The organism is Maritimimonas rapanae (genome assembly GCF_057837205.1).
Window position 1 is genome coordinate 392,644 of sequence record NZ_JBYQFI010000002.1, and the last position, 19,123, is coordinate 411,766.

General features: G+C 29.9%; 16 protein-coding genes. 3 read left to right on the forward strand and 13 right to left on the reverse strand.

All coding sequences use genetic code 11. The annotated features are described in order from the left end of the window. Positions 1-13: 13 nt before the first annotated feature. From AC3IF2_RS11865 to rnpA, 8 genes are all read right to left on the reverse strand, one after another. Entirely contained in the window at positions 14-1,078 is a 1,065-nt protein-coding gene (locus AC3IF2_RS11865) for a glycosyltransferase family 4 protein (protein WP_489167552.1), read from the reverse strand. Beyond that, on the reverse strand, positions 1,075-2,316 hold the full coding sequence (locus tag AC3IF2_RS11870) for an O-antigen ligase family protein (RefSeq protein WP_489167554.1): 1,242 nt from the start codon (positions 2,314-2,316) through the stop codon (positions 1,075-1,077). The genes AC3IF2_RS11865 and AC3IF2_RS11870 overlap by 4 nt, the downstream gene beginning before the upstream one ends. Then, a complete protein-coding gene (locus AC3IF2_RS11875; RefSeq protein ID WP_489167556.1) occupies positions 2,313-3,569 on the reverse strand; it encodes an oligosaccharide flippase family protein in 1,257 nt (418 codons plus the stop codon). Before AC3IF2_RS11875 ends, AC3IF2_RS11870 begins: the two co-directional genes overlap by 4 nt. A gap of 47 nt (positions 3,570-3,616) precedes the next feature. After that, a complete protein-coding gene (locus AC3IF2_RS11880; RefSeq protein ID WP_489167558.1) occupies positions 3,617-4,348 on the reverse strand; it encodes a class I SAM-dependent methyltransferase in 732 nt (243 codons plus the stop codon). 60 nt (positions 4,349-4,408) lie between these two features. Further along, the gene (locus tag AC3IF2_RS11885; RefSeq protein WP_489167560.1) at positions 4,409-5,443 is read right to left on the reverse strand and encodes a hypothetical protein; all 1,035 of its coding nucleotides are present in this window, start codon (positions 5,441-5,443) and stop codon (positions 4,409-4,411) included. 23 nt (positions 5,444-5,466) lie between these two features. Continuing rightward, positions 5,467-7,143 (reverse strand): DUF6909 family protein, encoded by a 1,677-nt coding sequence (locus tag AC3IF2_RS11890; RefSeq protein WP_489167562.1) that lies wholly within the window; start codon positions 7,141-7,143, stop codon positions 5,467-5,469. Positions 7,144-7,221: 78 nt separating this feature from the next. Continuing rightward, on the reverse strand, positions 7,222-8,856 hold the full coding sequence (locus AC3IF2_RS11895; protein ID WP_489167564.1) for a S41 family peptidase: 1,635 nt from the start codon (positions 8,854-8,856) through the stop codon (positions 7,222-7,224). A 25-nt stretch (positions 8,857-8,881) separates the two neighbouring features. Then, a complete protein-coding gene (gene rnpA / locus AC3IF2_RS11900) occupies positions 8,882-9,265 on the reverse strand; it encodes a ribonuclease P protein component (protein WP_489167566.1) in 384 nt (127 codons plus the stop codon). Between the two features lie 90 nt (positions 9,266-9,355). On the opposite strand from rnpA, the gene AC3IF2_RS11905 reads away from it, so the two are divergent. Both AC3IF2_RS11905 and AC3IF2_RS11910 read left to right on the forward strand, forming a co-directional pair. Further along, positions 9,356-10,534, forward strand: coding sequence for an acyl-CoA dehydrogenase family protein (locus AC3IF2_RS11905; RefSeq protein WP_489167568.1), 1,179 nt, complete (start codon positions 9,356-9,358; stop codon positions 10,532-10,534). 19 nt (positions 10,535-10,553) lie between these two features. Continuing rightward, positions 10,554-10,955, forward strand: coding sequence for a hypothetical protein (locus AC3IF2_RS11910; protein WP_489167569.1), 402 nt, complete (start codon positions 10,554-10,556; stop codon positions 10,953-10,955). A 307-nt stretch (positions 10,956-11,262) separates the two neighbouring features. On the opposite strand, the gene AC3IF2_RS11915 is transcribed toward AC3IF2_RS11910, so the two are convergent. Genes AC3IF2_RS11915 through porZ form a run of 3 tightly spaced genes read right to left on the reverse strand, consistent with a single transcriptional unit; the run spans position 11,263 to position 16,785 of the window. Continuing rightward, positions 11,263-13,728, reverse strand: coding sequence for a TonB-dependent receptor (locus tag AC3IF2_RS11915; protein WP_489167571.1), 2,466 nt, complete (start codon positions 13,726-13,728; stop codon positions 11,263-11,265). 2 nt (positions 13,729-13,730) lie between these two features. Next, the gene (gene recO / locus AC3IF2_RS11920) at positions 13,731-14,447 is read right to left on the reverse strand and encodes a DNA repair protein RecO (RefSeq protein ID WP_489167573.1); all 717 of its coding nucleotides are present in this window, start codon (positions 14,445-14,447) and stop codon (positions 13,731-13,733) included. Position 14,448: 1 nt separating this feature from the next. After that, entirely contained in the window at positions 14,449-16,785 is a 2,337-nt protein-coding gene (porZ, locus tag AC3IF2_RS11925; protein WP_489167575.1) for a type IX secretion system anionic LPS delivery protein PorZ, read from the reverse strand. Positions 16,786-16,865: 80 nt separating this feature from the next. Between porZ and AC3IF2_RS11930 the strand changes: the two genes are divergently transcribed. Next, on the forward strand, positions 16,866-17,342 hold the full coding sequence (locus AC3IF2_RS11930) for a CYTH domain-containing protein (protein WP_489167577.1): 477 nt from the start codon (positions 16,866-16,868) through the stop codon (positions 17,340-17,342). An 86-nt stretch (positions 17,343-17,428) separates the two neighbouring features. On the opposite strand, the gene AC3IF2_RS11935 is transcribed toward AC3IF2_RS11930, so the two are convergent. Both AC3IF2_RS11935 and AC3IF2_RS11940 read right to left on the reverse strand, forming a co-directional pair. Continuing rightward, complete coding sequence (locus AC3IF2_RS11935; protein WP_489167579.1) at positions 17,429-17,668, reverse strand: hypothetical protein; 240 nt, start codon at positions 17,666-17,668, stop codon at positions 17,429-17,431. Positions 17,669-17,790: 122 nt separating this feature from the next. After that, positions 17,791-19,122, reverse strand: coding sequence for a sensor histidine kinase (locus AC3IF2_RS11940; protein WP_489167581.1), 1,332 nt, complete (start codon positions 19,120-19,122; stop codon positions 17,791-17,793). Position 19,123: the final 1 nt, after the last annotated feature.

A 19,123-nucleotide genomic window follows, 5' to 3' on the forward strand; every position in this document is an offset into this window, starting at 1 on the left:
GTCTATTAGGTTACTAAGCATTCAAATATAGTTCATTCAATTTTTTAACGTAATTATCTATATGATATTTCTGTGTAAAACTTTCATATCCTTTTTGAGCTATTTTTTCCCTTAAGGTAGTGTCATTTATAAGTAAATAAATCTGCTCAGCTAATTGTATATCGTTTTTTGGCTCAAACAATAATCCATTTTTTTTATGAATGATTAACTCTGATGGACCTTCTATATTACTTGCTATCACCGCAGTTTTAGCTCTAAAAGCCTCTAAAATAACCATGCCAAAGCCTTCCCAAATTGAGGGTAGAATTAGAATATCTGACTTTTCGTGTAATGAATTTATATCTTGTTGTTGTCCTAAAAATTTAACTCGTTTCTCTAAGCTTAATTCCTTTGATAGTAGCTCTAAATCCTTCCTTAAATTTCCTTCTCCTGCTATAATTAATTCAAATTTAATAACTGAGTTACTTTTTGAAATATGATGAATAGCTTTTAATAAAGTATCAACAGACTTTTGTTTCACTAACCTACCTACAAATAATATCCGAACTAAACCTTTTTCCTTTTTATTAACTAAATCTCTTGATGGAATAGCATTATATAAAAGAAAAGATCTTTTTTTAGAAATTTTCATTTTTTCAATAACGTGCTCTTCTACAGATTTAGAGATTGAAATTACAAAGCTTTTTTTAGATGTTTTATAAAATAAAAATCTATATATTCTAAAAAAAAAGATATCAAATAAGTTCTTCTTGAAATAAATGTTATGCATCGTGCAAAAAATCTTAGTATTTAGTTTTCTTGCGCTCCAAATGCCAAGAATATCTGCATGTCCTAAATGGGTATGAATAATATCTGGGTTAGTATTTATAAAATATTTTTTTAGTTTATTGATTGTAAAAAAAGATAATGGAATTCTTTTGATAAAAATCCTCTCGTCTATATTTATAATTAAGTCATCTATTGGTTTAAAATAAATCAAATGAACTGTATGTTCTTCTACTTGTCTATTTATAATATTAAGCAATAGCTTTTCTGCTCCGCCAATACCAAAAGCTGTTATAATGTGAACCACCTTCATTCTACAACAGTTTTTTGTTCTTTGTAAATAAGTTGGATTAAAGCAAATAAAATCCATAAAGGAGCATGATAAAAATCTGATACAATTATTAAGTGTAAAAAAGAAGTAATTGCGCTAAACAATATAAAATTGCGAATATGTGTACTAAGCTTTAAAATTTTAGCTATCATTCTCATTTGAAAAATAATGAAAAAAGCAAATGCTATTAAGCCAATATCTGATAATATCGTTAAATAAACACTTAAATAGCCCTCTGCATCTTCATCTACCCCATACCCAGGACCATTACCAAAAACAGGGTGTTTAATAAAATTATTTAGAGCTCTTGACCACTGTTTCAGCCTTTGACCACTAGAGGAATATTTTTGAGTTTCCTCATTGAAAAATACTTTATTAAAAAACTCTTCTAATGCTCTATTTGTGTGTTCAACGTCTAAAAAGATTATAGCAATAGTGGTTAAAATAAAAAACAATGTAATGCCAAAGACCCAGTTTAATTGTTTTTTACTTATTGTGATTCTATTTAGTTTATTTATTATAAAAATTACTAGTATGGCTACAAATGGCAAAATCACTCCAGCATTCGATAACATGGAGTATTGAGAAAGTATAAATAAAATAATTATCCATTTAATAAGTGATTTTTTGTTTGCTTGATATAAATAAAACAGTGACAATCCAAAATATAAATTATAAAATAAAGCCATTGTTCCTGGTTCTTCGGCAACACCGCCAACTCTAAATGTCCCAAACCTTATATAATAATCCATGTTACTAATTTTACCGTCTACTTGCGTATATATTTCTCGTAAGCTTACATTAAAATAATTCTTGCCTATAAAGTCAGTGATTATTAGAATAGATGTAATAACAAAAGACCAATGAATAACTTTAGTGATTTTTATCGATGAGATATTAAAAAGGTTAATAATATATTTGGAAACAAAGAAGTAGAAAATAATAGCATTAGTATATGCTAAGGTATGGTTAAAACTTCTTTTTTCTAAGAAGCCTAATACAAAGCTTATCCATACTATACCTAAAAAACATAGTAGAATCAAGTCTTCTTTTAATATCAATTTTATTTTTACTTTATTTTTCTGTAAAAGAGCAATTACCAGAGTTATAAAAAGAACTTGATTAATAACTACTGGTAATCTTAACCAAGCAGATATTGCAAAAAAGCTGGTAAATGGAGCAAAAAATATAAATAAATAAAAAAGCTTTTTTATCATCATTTAGCCCATGAAGGTATTTTAAAAATCTTATTTCTAAATATCTGAAAAAGGATAATGAATAACAATAAGTAATCTGAAAAAACTCTTAAATACAAAAGCTTAATGAAGTCAATCTTGTTTGTGAAAATCAATACTAAAACTATCAAAATATAAAAAACAGCGACAATAATTAAAGAATAATTGTATGCTTTATCATGCCCTAACGCAATTAATCCTGTTTGTCCTAGAAGAAAAGTGATAGGCACTGTTAGGGTTATAAAAGATAAACTTCTTAATACGTTTGAATATTTTACAATTTCATCGCCTCCAAACAACATTAATAATTGATCTGAAAATAAATTCAACCCAACAAAAATTATCACTCCTACTAAAAAACTAATATAAGCTAAGTTTTTTAACTGTTTTATGTTTTGATTTTTGGTTAATTCTGGTAGAAATGCTGCCTGTAATATTTCAAATGGTAATAGTGTAAACATTACTATTTTAAGTGAAATATCAAATCCTGTTACTTTTTCAAATGAAACATAAACTCCTATAAGAAAAATAGTTAATGCATTAAAAATTAGCATTGAAAGGTTTCCGAAAAAATAGAGTTTTGCTTTGTTAAAAATCGATTTAAAAAAAAGTTTTTCAGGAATTACAATCGAAAAATTTGAGTGTTTTTTTAATAAATAAAACCCTAAAAAACCCATTAATATTTGGCAAAAGCTAAACAGGTAAATGTATGAATATAGATCTTGTTCTGTTTTTACAAAAACAAAAACACTTAATAGTAATAAAAATCTTGAAATGGCTACAACCTTAGTTAACGAATCTATCTTTTGTACCCCTTGAAAATACCAGATAGGAAATAATATATCACCTAAAGCAGAAATTAATAACAAGAATATAATGCTAAAGTTGATGGTAAATATATTCAGACTATAAACTAAGAAAAGTAGTAAAAAACTACTTATAAAGAAAAAGATTTTTATAAGATAAATGGATGAAATTATATGATTAAGAGTATGTTTTTCGTCTTTAAATTTTACTATATATTTTGCTCCATAAATATTAAACCCAAAATTTATAATAATGATAAAATATTGTAAAATTGACTCTGACCAGCTTAATAAACCAAATGTTTTTTCACCAAGAATTCGTACTAAATAGGCTACTAAAAAAAACTTAGTGCCAATATTAAAAGCCCTTAATACTGAAAAGTAAAAGAAATTATTAATTAGCGATTTATGTTTATAGAATTCTTTAAGCATTTATTACTTACTTTGAGAAGTTTCAATGGTATTCGATTAATTTAAATCTACTGGTTTATTAAACGCTTATAATAGGGTTTTAAAAATTGAAGTCTATCTGTAATTACATGAATAGACTGCCAATACAAAGAATTAAATAGTTTTTTTTGACATTCACTTATACTAATATTTCCTTTTCTTTTTTCTGGTTTTAACAACACTAATGCTAAACCTCCCCACATTTGTCTATATAAATTTCTTGGGTTAAAAACACCGCTGATAAAATCTACTTCAACATAATGAACATAAGGTGAATCATTATAATTTACAGCCTTTATGCCTTTTCTACAAATGGGATTAAAACTATCATGAAAAACAACAAAAAGGTTAGATTTTGGTTTTAGTTTTAGAAAGTGTGAAATATCATCTTTTACCGCTTTATAAGTATGTTCTCCGTCTATAAGAACAAATTCTAATGCTTCATTATTCTGCTCTATCTTATCTAGTATATATGGAATTAAATTAGAAGATTTACCAATATGAATTTCAGCATTTTCAAACTTTCCATTTAAATTTTCTTTTACTTTAGGATTTATGTCTATAGAATATACTTTCTTAGAGTATCTACTTAATATCTCTAAGCTTCCTCCTTTAAAACAGCCTATTTCAATTGCAGTTTTTGGTTTTATTTTTTCAAGTAATTTTATGAAGGCATATCTTTCATTACGGCTCATATGCCATTCTAAAGAAAAGTCGTCCTCAAAAAAATTAGGAAAACTTATATCCTTTTGTAAAAACATAGGCAAGATTGTATAGAGTCTGTTTTTTGTTGATAAAAAATGTTTGATTTGGGTTATTATTTAATCTCTGTAATTATCTAAATAGTTATTCATTTGCTTTACTAAAATATATAGGAGCATTAGCCCAAAAAAGATACCAGCCAGCTGAAGAGTGTTCTTTTTAAATATACCTCTCTCTCTAGCTCCAGTTCTATTAAATGAAGAAACTACATTTAAAATCTCAGTAGTATTGGCTTTTTCTTTATTGTTATCTATAAGTTCTTTACCAAGTCTTAGTCTTTGGTTAAACAACTCTATTTCTCCTCGCTTTTTTGATCCCTCTGCTAAAGAAATGTTTGTTCCTTGTTCTATTTTTTTAGCTTCTGCTAATAAAACTTCATTATAAACACTTCGAAGAGTGTCTACTTCTACTAATGATTTTTTTAGGAGCCTTTCATTCTCTATTAGGTTCTCATCATTGATAAACTTTTGGGTTTTAAAATAATTATTGTTAGCTACTGAATTAATAATTGGGCTACTAATCTTACCAAAAACATCATTGATTTCAGACCTAACTTTTACTTTATGGTATTTATAATCATAATCTGTAAAGTTTCGTTTAAAATCTTTTATATCAATATTCTTAACCGTTGTGGTATCTACTTCTTCAATAAACTCATCAAACAATTCTAGCTTTTCATTTTTATTTCTAATCGGGCTTATATAAAAACCTTTTAGTTTTGAAGCTTCAGAACTAGAAATTCCTAGCACATTAGCTAATACTACACTATCTTTCTGCTTAACCAACTCATGATAAAAATTTATATTATTATACAGTTGTTGTGTACTTTTAAAATTGGGTTCAACAATCATTGTAGAACTATAAACTTTTGGTTTGGTTAAATCTAAATACAAACCTAACGCTCCACCTATAATAGTTGCTAATCCAAGTTTTATAATATTATTTCTTAGGAATAACAGTAGCAATATTAGGTAATGAAAAATTGCTTTAAAAAAGTTGCCGATTGCTTTAAAAAGATTGCTAATGCCCTTACCAATTACCTTAAACAAACTTCCTAAATCTACTTCTTCGTTATTTGCTTGATTTGTTGCCATAATAATAAATCAGTCTAAAACTGTTAAAAAATTTGTTCTAATATTTTTTGTGTAATTGCATATGTTGGTCCAACACCTGAGGTTCCCAGACCTCCAGATGCTAAAGTTGCTCCGGTTTCTAAAGGATTATCAGATGCATAATATGCATATCTTACTTTTACATTTTCTGATATGTTTCCTCGAATCTTTGATGCCGATTGTATTGCTTTTTGATAATGAGCTCCTTCCATTTCTAAGCCAATAGCCCTCCAGGTTGAATCATGAAAAAAAGTTAATAAATCTTTATTCTGTAAAGAGGTTCCCAATACTGTTACCATAGATCCTTCATAAACGTCTATACCAAAACCTTCTAGATCTTCTTTTTTTAATTCATTCTCGAAAGGATAATTATCTGCTGTCCCTTCAAAAATGTGAGCTGAAGGAATCATAATATCGCTTTTACCTCCTTCTAATATACCAGCCTTACCCATGATTGAAACTGAATCTACATTCATATGATGTAAATTATTATTCTCGCAAGTATATGGTTTTAGTAATTCATCCATAGTTTCATAAGCTTGCTCACCAAAAGCATAATCCATAACAATTATTACTGGCATATTATTGATATTAGCGTTAGATAACTTATAATTAGATTTACTTAAATCTATTTTAGAAGTATCTATTACTTGAACGTTAATATTTGTGCCTGAAGTATCTTTTACATAGTATAGGCCTGCTTTTGATGCCTTTTCTTTTACCTTTTTTCGTAAAGCTTCATTTGCATCATTACTAAGTAATTCAAATAGTTTTAGACCTTTGTTATCTTTTGATTCTTTTATTAAAAACATCGGAGCATAGATTGAATTCATTACGCTATGCATATTTGCGCTAATAATATGTATTGGTCTGTTAATTAAGTCTTCTTTTTCTAGGACTTTTTTGATATTATTTGCCCAAACCTCTCCGTAGATATGATGCCCAATGCTTTCTCGTAATGTTGAGCTAAAAGTAATCGTTCTCTTTTGATTCTCTAGTGTTTCGTTTAAAGCTAATTGGCCTAGCCAGAAAATGGTATGGAAGAACTTATATTTATTCTTATTGGTAGAAAAAACTCTGTCAACACTATGAACTTCATCAAAAGTACGGCCAAGAATCGTAGCCACGTGAGTTAGCAAAACTTCATGCTCTTCTTTAGTGAGTTTCTTGTTATTTACAACAACATCTTTTAAATGATTCCACTCTCTTATGGTGCTTTCATCTTCGTCAATAATTACCTTGTCTTTAATCTTATGAGATTCAATAAAAAGAAAGGTTAAGTGTGTTAAAATATCGTAGATTTCTGAACGCCCTCGAGTGATCTCAATATTCATTTGATCTTTATCTATACGATAACAATTACGACGCCTTTTAGGTGGTATTATCGGTTTAAAATGTGAATTTTTATAACCCTCATCAGCTGTTAAATTAATAAATTGACACTCTTCAATGCCTTCTGGTAAGCGATCAATTACATAAATTAATCCATTTAATTCTATCTTTTCTTCGGCGATAGATCCATAAATTTCTGGTCTTAGTAGTAATAAAGATTCTCTAAGCGTTTTGCCTGAAACACCCATTGGTTTATAGAATCCTCGATTGAATAAGTGACGCATTGTAATATACAGGCGTTCAATGGCGTTCGACGATTCTCTAGATTTGGTTTTTACGACTTTACTCATTCAAAATAATTTGACCAAAGATATCAATTCTTTAGCGAATATTCTTTTGTAAAACTTCAGCTAAAAAAGAAACTGAGGCTATTTTAAAATACGATCGTATTTAGTAGTATTATTTAGCAACTCAACAGCTTTTGTGATGGCAAGATCTTTATTTACTTTATTAATATATTCACCTTTTTTATAGTAATACCTTTTAACAATTTCATCTTGCAGGTTTTGTTTAATTTCTTCTTTGTTGAGAGTAAGTTCGTTAATTTTCTTGGACTTTAACTTATTTATTAATGATTGATAATCTTGTTGAATTACACCATTATAATCTTCTTCAGATGCTTTTTCTAAAGCAGCATTAAAGAACTTTTCGGTAGATGTATCAAAGGTTGTTTTATCAGATTTTAAGTATTCAATAAATGAATTGTAATCTCCATTTGAAAAAACAAAATCTTTTGATTCGTCAATTGAAGAATTTAAATAATAATATTGAGTAGCAAAATCAAATATTGCATTTGATTTTAATAGCGCTTCTGTTGCTTTGGTTCGATCTGGTTTTTCAAATTTAATATCTGGCTGAATTCCACCTCCATCATATACCGTTCTACCATTTTTTGTTTTAAAAGGATTTCTTCTTTCATCAGAAAATTTTGGAATATCGCCTTTGTTATCTCTATGGGAATAGTCGAGCTCTTGAATACTTCTTCCGCTCGGTGTATAATATTTAGAGATTGTTAGTTTTAACTGCGTTCCATAGGTCAATTTTCTATAACGTTGGACTAATCCTTTTCCGAAAGATCGTTCGCCCATAATAACGGCTCTGTCTAGATCTTGTAAAGAACCAGCTAAAATTTCGGATGCTGATGCAGAGCGTCCATCAATCAACACTGCTATAGGTATTTCTAAATCTATAGGCTCTTTTCTGGTTTTATAAGTATCACTCCATTTCTTAACTTTTGCTTTGGTAGTAACGACAACTTCATTTTTAGGTATAAAAAAGTTAACTATCTCTACGGCTTCATTAACTAGCCCGCCACCGTTTCCTCGAATATCTAAAATAAGCTTGGTCATACCTTGCTCTTTTAAATCTTCGTAAGCATTTTTAACCTCAGCTGATGCTTTCTGGTTGAACTTTATAAACGAAATATATCCTACCTCATCATCAATCATTCTATAATATGGAACAGGATTAATAACAATTTTCTCTCTATTTAATTCAACATCTAAAATTTGATTTTGACGTTTAATTTGTAATTTAACTTTTGTGTTTGGTAGCCCTTTTAGTAAAGAAGATGCGGCGTCATTTTTATCATTAGTTACTAAGATATTATCCACTTTAAGAATTTGATCTCCTGCCTTTAATCCTGCTTTATCAGCTGGAGCTCCTTCATGAGGTTCAACAATAATAAGTTTTCCATCAATATAAGTTGAAATAGCGCCTATTCCTCCATATTCACCTGCTGCATTTATTTTAGCATTCTCGACACCTTGCTCATCATAATAGACTGTATAAGGATCTAAGTCTTTTAACATATTTTCGATAGCCGTATCCGTTAGCTCTGCAGGGTTTGTTTCGTCTATATAATACATATTCAATTCTTTGAATAATGTAGTATAGATTTCTATTTGTTTTGCTACTTCAAAAAAATCTGACTTATATGAGAGAGATAATGTAGTAACAACAACCAACAGCGCAATAAGGCTTAATTTCTTATACTTTTTCATGTGATGTTGTTTGATTATATAACCGTTAATCTGGCTTATTTCCTAGTTTTGCAATAAATTTTTGCAATAAATTTATCATTTTTCCTTCTAACACAACGTATTTATGCTCCTTTTCGTCTAAATACAAGAACATAAAAATATACTTTTCATCTACTTGGTCGTATACATTATGTTTGTGCTTACGATAGCTTTCTCTTAATAAACGCTTTATTCTATTTCTCTCTACGGCTTTTTTAAATTTTCGTTTAGAGACAGAAAAACCTGTTTGCACAGTATAATCACTTCTGTGATCAATCTTAAGATATATCAATTTTAAAGGGTATTCTGAAACAGATTTTCCTTTAGAAAACAATTGTTCAATAAGCTTCTTGCTTTTCAGCTTTTCTTGTTTGTTAAAGGAGTATCTCATTAAAGCAAATGTAGCCAATAAAATAGTTCTCAAAAAAACTTTTGTAGTATGCTATTATTAGTATTTTTGGAGAAATTTAAACATCTAAAAATGGGTCAAGATTTATTTCAAGCTCCTGATTATTATCAATTAGACGAACTACTTACAGAAGAGCATAAACTAGTACGAGATGCAGCGCGCGAGTGGGTAAAAAGAGAAGTTTCTCCGATTATAGAGGATTATGCTCAAAAAGCAGAGTTTCCAACACAAATCATTAATGGATTAGCAGAAATAGGTGCTTTTGGCCCTTATATACCTGAACAATATGGGGGCGCGGGGTTAGATCAGATTTCTTATGGATTAATAATGCAAGAAATTGAGCGTGGTGATTCTGGTGTTCGTTCTACAGCTTCTGTTCAATCTTCTTTAGTAATGTATCCTATTTGGAAATATGGTAATGAAGAGCAAAGAAATAAATACTTACCAAAACTTGCTAGTGGGGAATGGATGGGTTGTTTTGGTTTAACAGAACCAGATCATGGTTCCAATCCTTCTGGAATGATTACCAATTTTAAAGATATGGGTGATTATTATTTGCTTAACGGAGCTAAAATGTGGATATCTAATGCCCCTTTCGCCCAGGTAGCTGTAGTTTGGGCTAAAAATGAAGAAGGTAGAATTCACGGATTGATAGTTGAGCGCGGTATGGAAGGCTTTACAACGCCTGAAACGCATAATAAATGGTCGTTACGTGCAAGTGCAACTGGCGAATTGATTTTTGATAATGTTAAAGTTCCAAAAGAAAATTTATTACCAAATAAATCTGGATTAGGAGCTCCTCTTGGGTGTTTAGATTCTGCTCGTTATGGTATTGCTTGGGGTGCTATTGGAGCAGCCATGGATTGCTACGATACAGCTTTAAGATATAGCAAGGAACGTATTCAGTTTGGTAAACCTATTGGTGCTTTTCAGTTACAACAAAAGAAATTGGCAGAAATGATAACAGAAATTACCAAAGCTCAAATATTAACTTGGCGTTTAGGTGTGTTGCGTAATGAAGGAAAAGCCACTTCAGCTCAAATATCTATGGCTAAGCGAAATAATGTTGATATGGCTATTAATATTGCTCGTGAAGCAAGACAAATGTTAGGGGGTATGGGTATTACTGGTGAATACAGTATTATGCGTCATTCTATGAATCTCGAAAGTGTTATTACTTATGAAGGCACCCACGATATTCATTTATTAATTACAGGTTTAGACATTACGGGCTTAAATGCTTTTAAATAGATTTTACTATTTTTAGCAAATGAAAAAGATTATAATATTATTATTTATTGGAGTTTATTGCAGTTCTTATTCTCAACCTATTTTTTCTGAAAGAGGTTACCCTGAGCATTTTATTGCCGGGGCATTAATTGGAGGAGCTACTTCTTATTTCGTTTTTAAAAAAACTGATAATAAATTCAAAGCTTGGGCATTTGGTACTTTAGCAGCATCGGCTGTCGGGTTTTTAAAAGAAGCTGTAGACCCAGATCTTTTAAGTGGTGTGAGAAGTACAACCGATGCCTTATATACTTCTCTTGGTGGTGCAGTTGGGGCTAGTATTGTTATACCATTAAAAAAAAGAAAGCCTAAAGAAACTCCCAATATTTCTGCAGCTTTTGAGAATAATTTAAATCTAGAGTTAGTAACTATAAACTCTGAATAATACTTCAGAAAAACTAAGAAGCTTTTTGTATCAAATCGAAACAAGGGCATCGTTTACAACGATTATCCTTTTTGTATTTTTTACAACACTTTGTTTTTATTTTTTTAGCAGTTTTAACCTTTATTGTAGAGGATACAATTGAAGTCACAAGGCTATTTTCTGATATTATTAGCATTTTCTTTCCTAAAAAACGATGCAAATATACATTTATTTAGATTTAATAAAAATAAATTTTGTTGTTAAAGCTGTCAATAGTTCATTTAAATTCTATTAAACAATTTTGGAATGATTATTTAGATAATTGAGTTTAAAAATTAGCTAACATTGAAAATGAAAAATTTCGTCCTGGAGCACTGATCCCTGATGCAAATTCTTTATAATGTTGGTCTAAAATATTGTCAATAGCAAGTTGTAAATCGATATTTTTGGTTAATCTATAGCTTGTAGTTGCATTAAGTGTAATCCAAGAAGGAGTTCCATAAAACTTATTAATATCTTCTATTGCATTCAGATTTATTATTGGAGTTTGTTCAATATTATCAATCCCTTCAGATAAGTTATAGTCTGTTATTTTTTTCTTCCCGTTAAAACGGATATTAAAACCTGCTTCGAATTTATTCTTAGTATAATTTAAATCCGCTTGACCAAATAGTGGGGGAATTGAAGATAGTTTTTCGTTTGTGTCATAAGTTTCACCTTTTGTATATGTAAGCGATGCCTTTGTTGTAAAATAATTACCTAAACGTGTTTTAAAATTAAATGTTCCACCAACCACATAAGCATTTCCTTTATTAACATTGGCAACAATATTCCCTTCTTCACCATCAAACAAAATAGTATTATTTCCATTAAGTATAAAACCTTCTCTAATAATATAATTATTCAGTAAGGTATAATATCCTGTAATTCCTATAAATGAACTTTTGTCATTAAAGTATTTTAAAATACCCAACTCAGCATTGTAAGCGTACTCTGGTCTTAAGTCTATATTTGGAACTGTTACCTCTCGGCCTTTTTCTCTCACTTTACCAACATCGTCTATATTTGGTGAACGAAAACCTGAAGATAATACGCTATTAATTTGCCAATTTGAAGTTGGCTTATATATATAACCAATAGTTGCAGTAAACGCTGAGTTAGCTAAATAAATATCGTTGTCGGGTAATGTGATAAATGTATCATCTATCCATTTAGCTCTTAAATAGGTGTCTGTAAAGCGAACACCTGTATTAAGTGTAGATTTTTTGTTGATGTCTTGTCGATAGTTAACGTATAAAGCGGCGCTTGTATAAGAGCTTCCTCCGTCTGCATAACGTGCTTGAACAGGGAAGTTATCTGATACTCCTATTATCTGATTTCCGCTTATCTCTAGTGTTTCTCCTTTAGGAATTGAGCTGACGTCATTATGTGTTACTTCTACTCCATAGGATAAAATACGATCATTATCCTTGTTTAAAGGCACAGAAAAATCAGCGTTTAAACTAAAAACATCTACTTCTTCATTTCTACTAGTTCGATCTAAACTACCAAACTTTCTATTTATTCTAGATTCTTTAATATTTTGATATGCCGTGGTGATTGTTCCATTTTTTATCCATTTTGAATCTAGGTTTAACTGTAATTGAGAAGAAGCTAAAAATCTTTTCTGGGGTCCATAATACCATTCTGCAAAACGTAATTCGCCATCTCTACGTTCTGTTAAACGGTCAAATCTTGGAATATTTGATGATGTTCCATACTGAAAATTAAATGTAATATCTACTTTTTCGGAGAGAGGAATAAAGAGTTTTTGTAAAACATCTGTTTGATTATAACCAGTATTCCTTTGAATATTTGGGTCAGAATTTATTATTGGATTAGCATTGAAGAATGAATCAGTATTGTTTGAATATTCCGTTACTAAGCCCCAATTATCAAAACCATGCGATCTTTCTTTACCCATACGTAAATCACCAAAATCACTATAAGATACACTTGTAAATGAAGCAAATTTTTTAAACTGTAGCTCAACTCCTGCTTGTATAGTTTTTTCTTCATTAGCTGTGCTGTATCTAGATAAAAGAGAAGTGTTAACTTGAGTCTTTTCACTTGTCATTGGCTTCCTAGTGTAGTAATGAATAATACCACCTAATGCATCAGAACCATAAATTACAGAAGATGGTCCAAAGATCACTTCAGTTCTATCTAACATATTTGGTGATACTGTAATCGAATTTTGCAGGTGTCCTTTTCTATAAATAGCATTATTCATACGAACGCCATCCACAACCAAAAGAACCCTATTAGCTTCCATACCCCTTAATACTGGGCTTCCTCCTCCAAATTGTGATTTCTGAACTTTAATACCAGGTATCTCAGCTAACATGTCTGCTGATGTTTGTGGTGCGGTTCGCTGTATATCTTTAATTGAAAAAATAGCTACTTGTTCGGCTATCCGTTTTGTAGACTCTTTACCTTTAGAAGCTGATAAAAAAACCTCATCTAGCTGTTCAGATTTACTTTGTAAATATACTATTTTACCAAGTGTAATCCTTCTTTTTAAAGCTTCAAATTCTACATATGAAACATGAGAAAATGTTAAAATGTCAGTAACATTAAAAATAGAAAGGTCAACCATTCCTTTAGCGTCAGAAACAACTCTTTTAGAATTATCTTCGTTTACTACAGTAACATTAGGAATTGGAAATTCTGACTCTTTATCTAATATTGTAATTTGTTGAGCTGAAGTAAGGCATCCTATAAGTAAAACAATACAAAGTAAAGTCTTCTTCATATTCACACGAATACAGTTTTTAATATGGTTAGTGACTTGGGTTTTTGAAACCCTGGCAAATGTAATTCAAAATAACTTACTAATACTTCTAGTAGTTCCTGTCTTTCTCTACCATTGAATTTCAATGTTTTTATACTATCAAAATTTGTGCCGAGTAGCTTTTTAAAATTAGTTAAATTTTCTCCCGAAATGAATTGATTTTTTGGTTTAATTGCTGAAAAAATACCGTGCTCTAGATTAAAAAAGTCTGAATAGTTCCTTTCCTTGTCGGGATAAAAGCCTAAATGTTTTGTTAGATTTAGCATGAAAAGTAAATGGAAATTAGAAATTTCTTCATGAGAATCTAACCATCTCAAAGACAATTTTAAAAACTCAAATAAATTAGTGTTTGCTTCTTCTTCTCTTAATGCTTTATTTAGAATTTCTGATAAAAATATAATTATAGTTTGTTTAATTATATTACTATGAACAGTAGTGTAGGGATATAAAATTTTAGCCTCTTTAATATAATTCAACTTACCTTTTTTGTTGTGAGAAACTACTAATTCTAATTGAGTTAGTGGTTGAAAGTAAGCTATCTTTAATTTACCTCTTTTAGCTTTTAAAATTCGTTTTAAGAGATATGATTTTAATCCCTCTTCTGTATAACATTTTACTATAAGGTCTGCATCTCCGTATTTAATTGAACTAATTACAACTGCTTTAGTATTAACAATCATATTAATTGATAATTGCTATTTTGGTCGAAGAAGTTTCTGATTTATCGGGTAAGGTTAGCAAAACTATATATATACCAGAAGCTACTTTTTGTCCAGCAAGATTTGTTTTATTCCAAACAACTTTACCTCCTTTTAATTCTTGCCCTTCGATAACATTAGTTTCATGTACTAGGTGTCCAGCAGAATCAAGTATTTTTACATTTGTTCTTCTGGGTAAATGTGTACCATTTCTACCATCTATGGTTACAGTATTATGCTCTTTTCTTACTGGATTTGGGTATGCATATACTTCACCTAATTCATTTCCAAAAGGAGCTACATTATTATTAAAAGCAACAATGCCTTTATCTGTTGCAAAAAAAACTTTACCATTACTGTTATCAATCTTAACTTTTACAATTTTGTTTGATGGTAATGGAGAATTGTCTTTGTTGAAATTAAAAAGTGTTTCTTGTCCTGAGGGGTTTGTTGCTAAAGCGCCTCCGGTGTCTGTACCAAACCATTTATTATCTGCCCCATCAATAGCCACAGAGTTAACTGGTTGCTCTCCTAATAGACGCTTTGGTATACCATCATCATCAATAATTATAGGATTAGCGTCATAAATGTCACTATCAAATACACCTCCAGCATTTGAAAACACTACTAAACCTTTACCAGTGCCAATCCATATTCTATTATTTCTATCTACAGCAACACTTTTAACATTTGGATCTGGCAACGAGCCTTTTGTAGCTTCTGTAATAAGTGCTCTTTTTCTATTACCAGTCTCATTAAAAGCTAGTAAACCATTACGGCGAGATCCTATCCAAACGCTCCCAGTTCTATCAATAACTAATTCCGTTAATCCTAGTGCTTCATTTGTCATTATACTACTTAGATCAAAGCTGCTCCATGTGCCATTAGGAGTCATTTTCTTTAATCTATTGGCAACCCACGCATTAGCTACCCATAGATTTCCTTGATTGTCAAAAGCTGTTCCGTTTACCCTTACACTCCTATAGTCTGGAATGTTATTTAGAAAAATAGATTCTAAGCCGCTATTATCATGTTTTAAATGCGAAATAATTTCATTATTTTCTACAACTAACATTCCTCCAACATCATTATTTGAATTTGATCCTTGGCCCCATGAACTTATATAAACTTTATTTTCGTTATCGGGGTCGATAGTAACATGTACTAAATCCCTAACTGGAAAGGCTTGATTGTATTGAGTATTTATCCAATTTTCTCCATTAAAATGACTAAATCCTCTTTCTAATTGAAGGGGTGTAAATGCCCCATTGTATCCTCCATATACAACCCAAATATTGTTATTTTCTGCTGTTATAGAAAAAGCGTCGTTTGAGATTGGGCCTTGTGGATGAATTTCTGTATGTTCTACAGAATTCGAAAAAGTGCGCTGTAGAATACCAAATTCTTTAGTGCCTAAATAAATAAATGAATTTTCGGCGTAAGCAGTGTTTAAATTATAATCATAATCTTGAGTGGCATTTGCAACAACAATTTGGGATAGGGCTGTATTAAAAATTTGAGCTTGCTTATTTGTAGCTACAGTAATAAATTCTGACGAAGATTTTAAATCTATAATCTCGGTTGGTTGATTTGCAATAAGCTGTAAGTTAGATACTGAGGTAACTTCGTAAAAATTATTAGCTCTAGAAGTAAACAATCGATCATTAAAAATTTCTAAAGCACTAAAATTTCCTAAAAAATTTCCTTGTGGTTGAGACCAATTATTAAAATCTATAAGGTTATTGCTGGTAACATCAGCTATAAAGATACCTTGTTCGGTTGCCGCATAAATAGTATTACTAAAAACCTCTATTTGATTAATCTTTACTTCGGAAGAACCAGATCCTATAAAATAAGTGTCACCAAATTGTAAATTTTCTAAATCATAAACTACTACTGCAAAAGGGGTAGATAAATACAATTTATTATTAAATTCTGTAATATCGTTTATTTGTTTTTCACCTGTAATACTTAACCTTTCAATATCGTTAGAAATGGTTATTTTTCCTTGATTATCGACAACTTCTATCAACCCTGTTTGATATCCGATCACTAACTTTTGTAATGCGTTACTATAATAAATGCTAGTAGAGGTTTCTCCTGAAAGGCCGTGAACCGAAGATAGTTTTTCTGTTTCTTGTGTAAGAGTATCGTAGATAAAAACTGCATTATCAACAACCGCGTAGATTTTACTCTCTACTTTAATAAAATCTTTCACATTATTATATGAGTAGAAATCTTCCCAACTATTTGAAAAGTCAGTTTGTGACCATCCTGCTAAAGAAAAAAATAAACAAAAAGTGAAAAAAAACTTGTTCATGCAGTCTTAAAATATTGATCAAAGATATTTAATAATAGTTTAACGTTAAAAGTGTAATTTTAGCGCTTATGTTACAAACTATGAACCTTGAAATTGAACATAAATTTTTAGTGAAATCTAACGTTTTTAAAAAAGAAAGTTTTAAGAAGAGTCACATAAAACAAGGTTTTTTAAACTCGCATAAAGACCGTACTGTTCGTGTTCGAATACTAGATACTAAAGGTTATTTAACTGTAAAAGGAAAATCAAATAAATCTGGAACAAGTCGATTTGAATGGGAAAAAGAAATTCCAATATCTGAAGCAGAAACTTTACTAGCTCTCTGTGAAGAAGTAATTATAGAAAAACTTAGGTATTATATTAATTACAATAATCATTTATTTGAAGTTGATCAATTTATGGGTGAAAATAAAGGGTTAATTGTTGCTGAAGTTGAACTTAAAAAAGAAAATGAAACCTTTAAGAAACCTATTTGGTTATCTACTGAAGTTACAGGGATTACAAAATATTATAATTCTAATTTAAGCAAACATCCTTACAAACAATGGGGAAAATAAACCTCAAATTAAAATTTGAGGTTAGACTTAATAGAGTAATATTTCTTTTGGCATAGTAATTTTCCCGTACGGATAAATTTTTATATTTAAGCTGATGATACATTTTCTATTGTTTTAAAGAACCATGTAATCCCTTTTTTAACATACACAACATTCTTTAAGATTTCTATTTTTTTCCTTTTAACTTTTACTGTTCTAACATAAAGAGTCTCATTAACTTTTTGCCGAATCATCCCTTCGCCCACAAAAGAGATGTTATTCTTTTTCTTTTCGACTTTCTTTAAAACTTCTTTATCTGAAGGAATTGAAAAGGAGGTTAATGACATTGTATAAAAGGAGCTTGTATTAGTTAACTCAAATATACATTATTAACTAATTTGCATTCACCAAAAAAAATAATTGAAGAATTAATACTAATAAATGGTAAAGTTTTTCTAATAAATGGAAACTACACTCCTTTTGGGAATTTTAACGTAACCTTAGTTCCTGAGATTTCTGAATCTGTAATATCTTCGATAATAACATATACATTTTGATTTTCATGTAACAGTTTGATTCTATCTTCTGATGTCTGTAATCCAAATGACTTTCTAGCTCTGCTAGATGATTTTTTTAAGCGTTTTGATTTTTTTATACCAATACCGTTATCTATTATTTCGCAACGTACATTATTATCTTCATTATAAAGTGTTAAGCTTATTTTTTTATAATCTGCTTTATTTACAAACCCGTGCCAAATAGCATTCTCTACAAAAGGTTGAATAAATAATGGTGGTACATGAATGCTGTCTAAATCTATGTCATCATCTACTGTAACAACATAATCAAAACCTCCTTCCATACGCATTTGTTCAAGACGAACGTATAAACCTAAAATACCTAACTCTTCACTTAATGGTATTGTTAAACTGGAAGATTTTTGTAAAACTTCTCTTATCAATCTCGAGAACTTCGTGATATAATCTGATGCTTTTTCTTTTTCATTCTGTAAAACGAAATTATTGATAGAATTTAAAGAGTTATATAAAAAGTGGGGATCCATTTTACTTTGTAAAGCTGTCATTTTTAAATCAGCAATTTCTTTTGTTCTCAGCGCTGCTTCAACCTCTGCTTGATTTTTTAATCTTTCAATATAATCAGCTCGTTCTCCAACAATTAAGGCAAACATGGTTACTTCTATTATAGCACCTATATATGTAAAAAACATAGGTTCAACTTTAATATTCTCAAAAAACTCATTCCCCAATGCATATGGCAATAATAAACTGCAATTTGCCAATACAACATAAGTAAGCGATCCAATTATAAAAAAAGTTACATAACGTCCTTTTATTTTTGTTAAAACTATATAAGTTAATAAAGCAAAAACGGTAAAAATAGGTGTTACTAATAAAAATAATTTTTCTTGGTGTTTATAACTAAAAAAAATCTGTGTAGCTACAAATGCTATTGATAATAAAAAGAAGATTTTATACTCTGCTCTCAGTAATACATCCCAATCGGGGATATTTTTTCTTGTTTGTAGAAGCGACCTACCAAAAACTACATAAAAGCCAAAAGCCACAAATTGTATAGCAAAATTTATATACTTATAGATCCATAAATGTTCTTCTGGGCATACATGACTAAAAAAGTAAATAAAAAGAGTTAGAAGATATAGACTATAAAAAAGATAAACATCCTTTTTATTTTGAAGATATATCATTAGATGGTATATCGCAAGCACTAAAAAACCTCCTCTAACCCAGGAATAAAATTCTGATGTAAGGTCTAAAAGCATA

Coding starts and splice junctions, on each gene's coding strand:
- AC3IF2_RS11940 (WP_489167581.1), bottom strand. CDS start 19,122: ATGCTTTTAGACCTTACATCAGAATTTTATTCCTGGGTTAGAGGAGGT.
- AC3IF2_RS11895 (WP_489167564.1), bottom strand. CDS start 8,856: ATGAAAAAGTATAAGAAATTAAGCCTTATTGCGCTGTTGGTTGTTGTT.
- AC3IF2_RS11880 (WP_489167558.1), bottom strand. CDS start 4,348: ATGTTTTTACAAAAGGATATAAGTTTTCCTAATTTTTTTGAGGACGAC.
- porZ (WP_489167575.1), bottom strand. CDS start 16,785: ATGAACAAGTTTTTTTTCACTTTTTGTTTATTTTTTTCTTTAGCAGGA.
- AC3IF2_RS11870 (WP_489167554.1), bottom strand. CDS start 2,316: ATGATGATAAAAAAGCTTTTTTATTTATTTATATTTTTTGCTCCATTT.
- AC3IF2_RS11885 (WP_489167560.1), bottom strand. CDS start 5,443: ATGGCAACAAATCAAGCAAATAACGAAGAAGTAGATTTAGGAAGTTTG.
- AC3IF2_RS11875 (WP_489167556.1), bottom strand. CDS start 3,569: ATGCTTAAAGAATTCTATAAACATAAATCGCTAATTAATAATTTCTTT.
- AC3IF2_RS11890 (WP_489167562.1), bottom strand. CDS start 7,143: ATGAGTAAAGTCGTAAAAACCAAATCTAGAGAATCGTCGAACGCCATT.
- AC3IF2_RS11935 (WP_489167579.1), bottom strand. CDS start 17,668: ATGTCATTAACCTCCTTTTCAATTCCTTCAGATAAAGAAGTTTTAAAG.
- recO (WP_489167573.1), bottom strand. CDS start 14,447: ATGATTGTTAATACTAAAGCAGTTGTAATTAGTTCAATTAAATACGGA.
- rnpA (WP_489167566.1), bottom strand. CDS start 9,265: ATGAGATACTCCTTTAACAAACAAGAAAAGCTGAAAAGCAAGAAGCTT.
- AC3IF2_RS11910 (WP_489167569.1), top strand. CDS start 10,554: ATGAAAAAGATTATAATATTATTATTTATTGGAGTTTATTGCAGTTCT.
- AC3IF2_RS11915 (WP_489167571.1), bottom strand. CDS start 13,728: ATGAAGAAGACTTTACTTTGTATTGTTTTACTTATAGGATGCCTTACT.
- AC3IF2_RS11905 (WP_489167568.1), top strand. CDS start 9,356: ATGGGTCAAGATTTATTTCAAGCTCCTGATTATTATCAATTAGACGAA.
- AC3IF2_RS11930 (WP_489167577.1), top strand. CDS start 16,866: ATGAACCTTGAAATTGAACATAAATTTTTAGTGAAATCTAACGTTTTT.
- AC3IF2_RS11865 (WP_489167552.1), bottom strand. CDS start 1,078: ATGAAGGTGGTTCACATTATAACAGCTTTTGGTATTGGCGGAGCAGAA.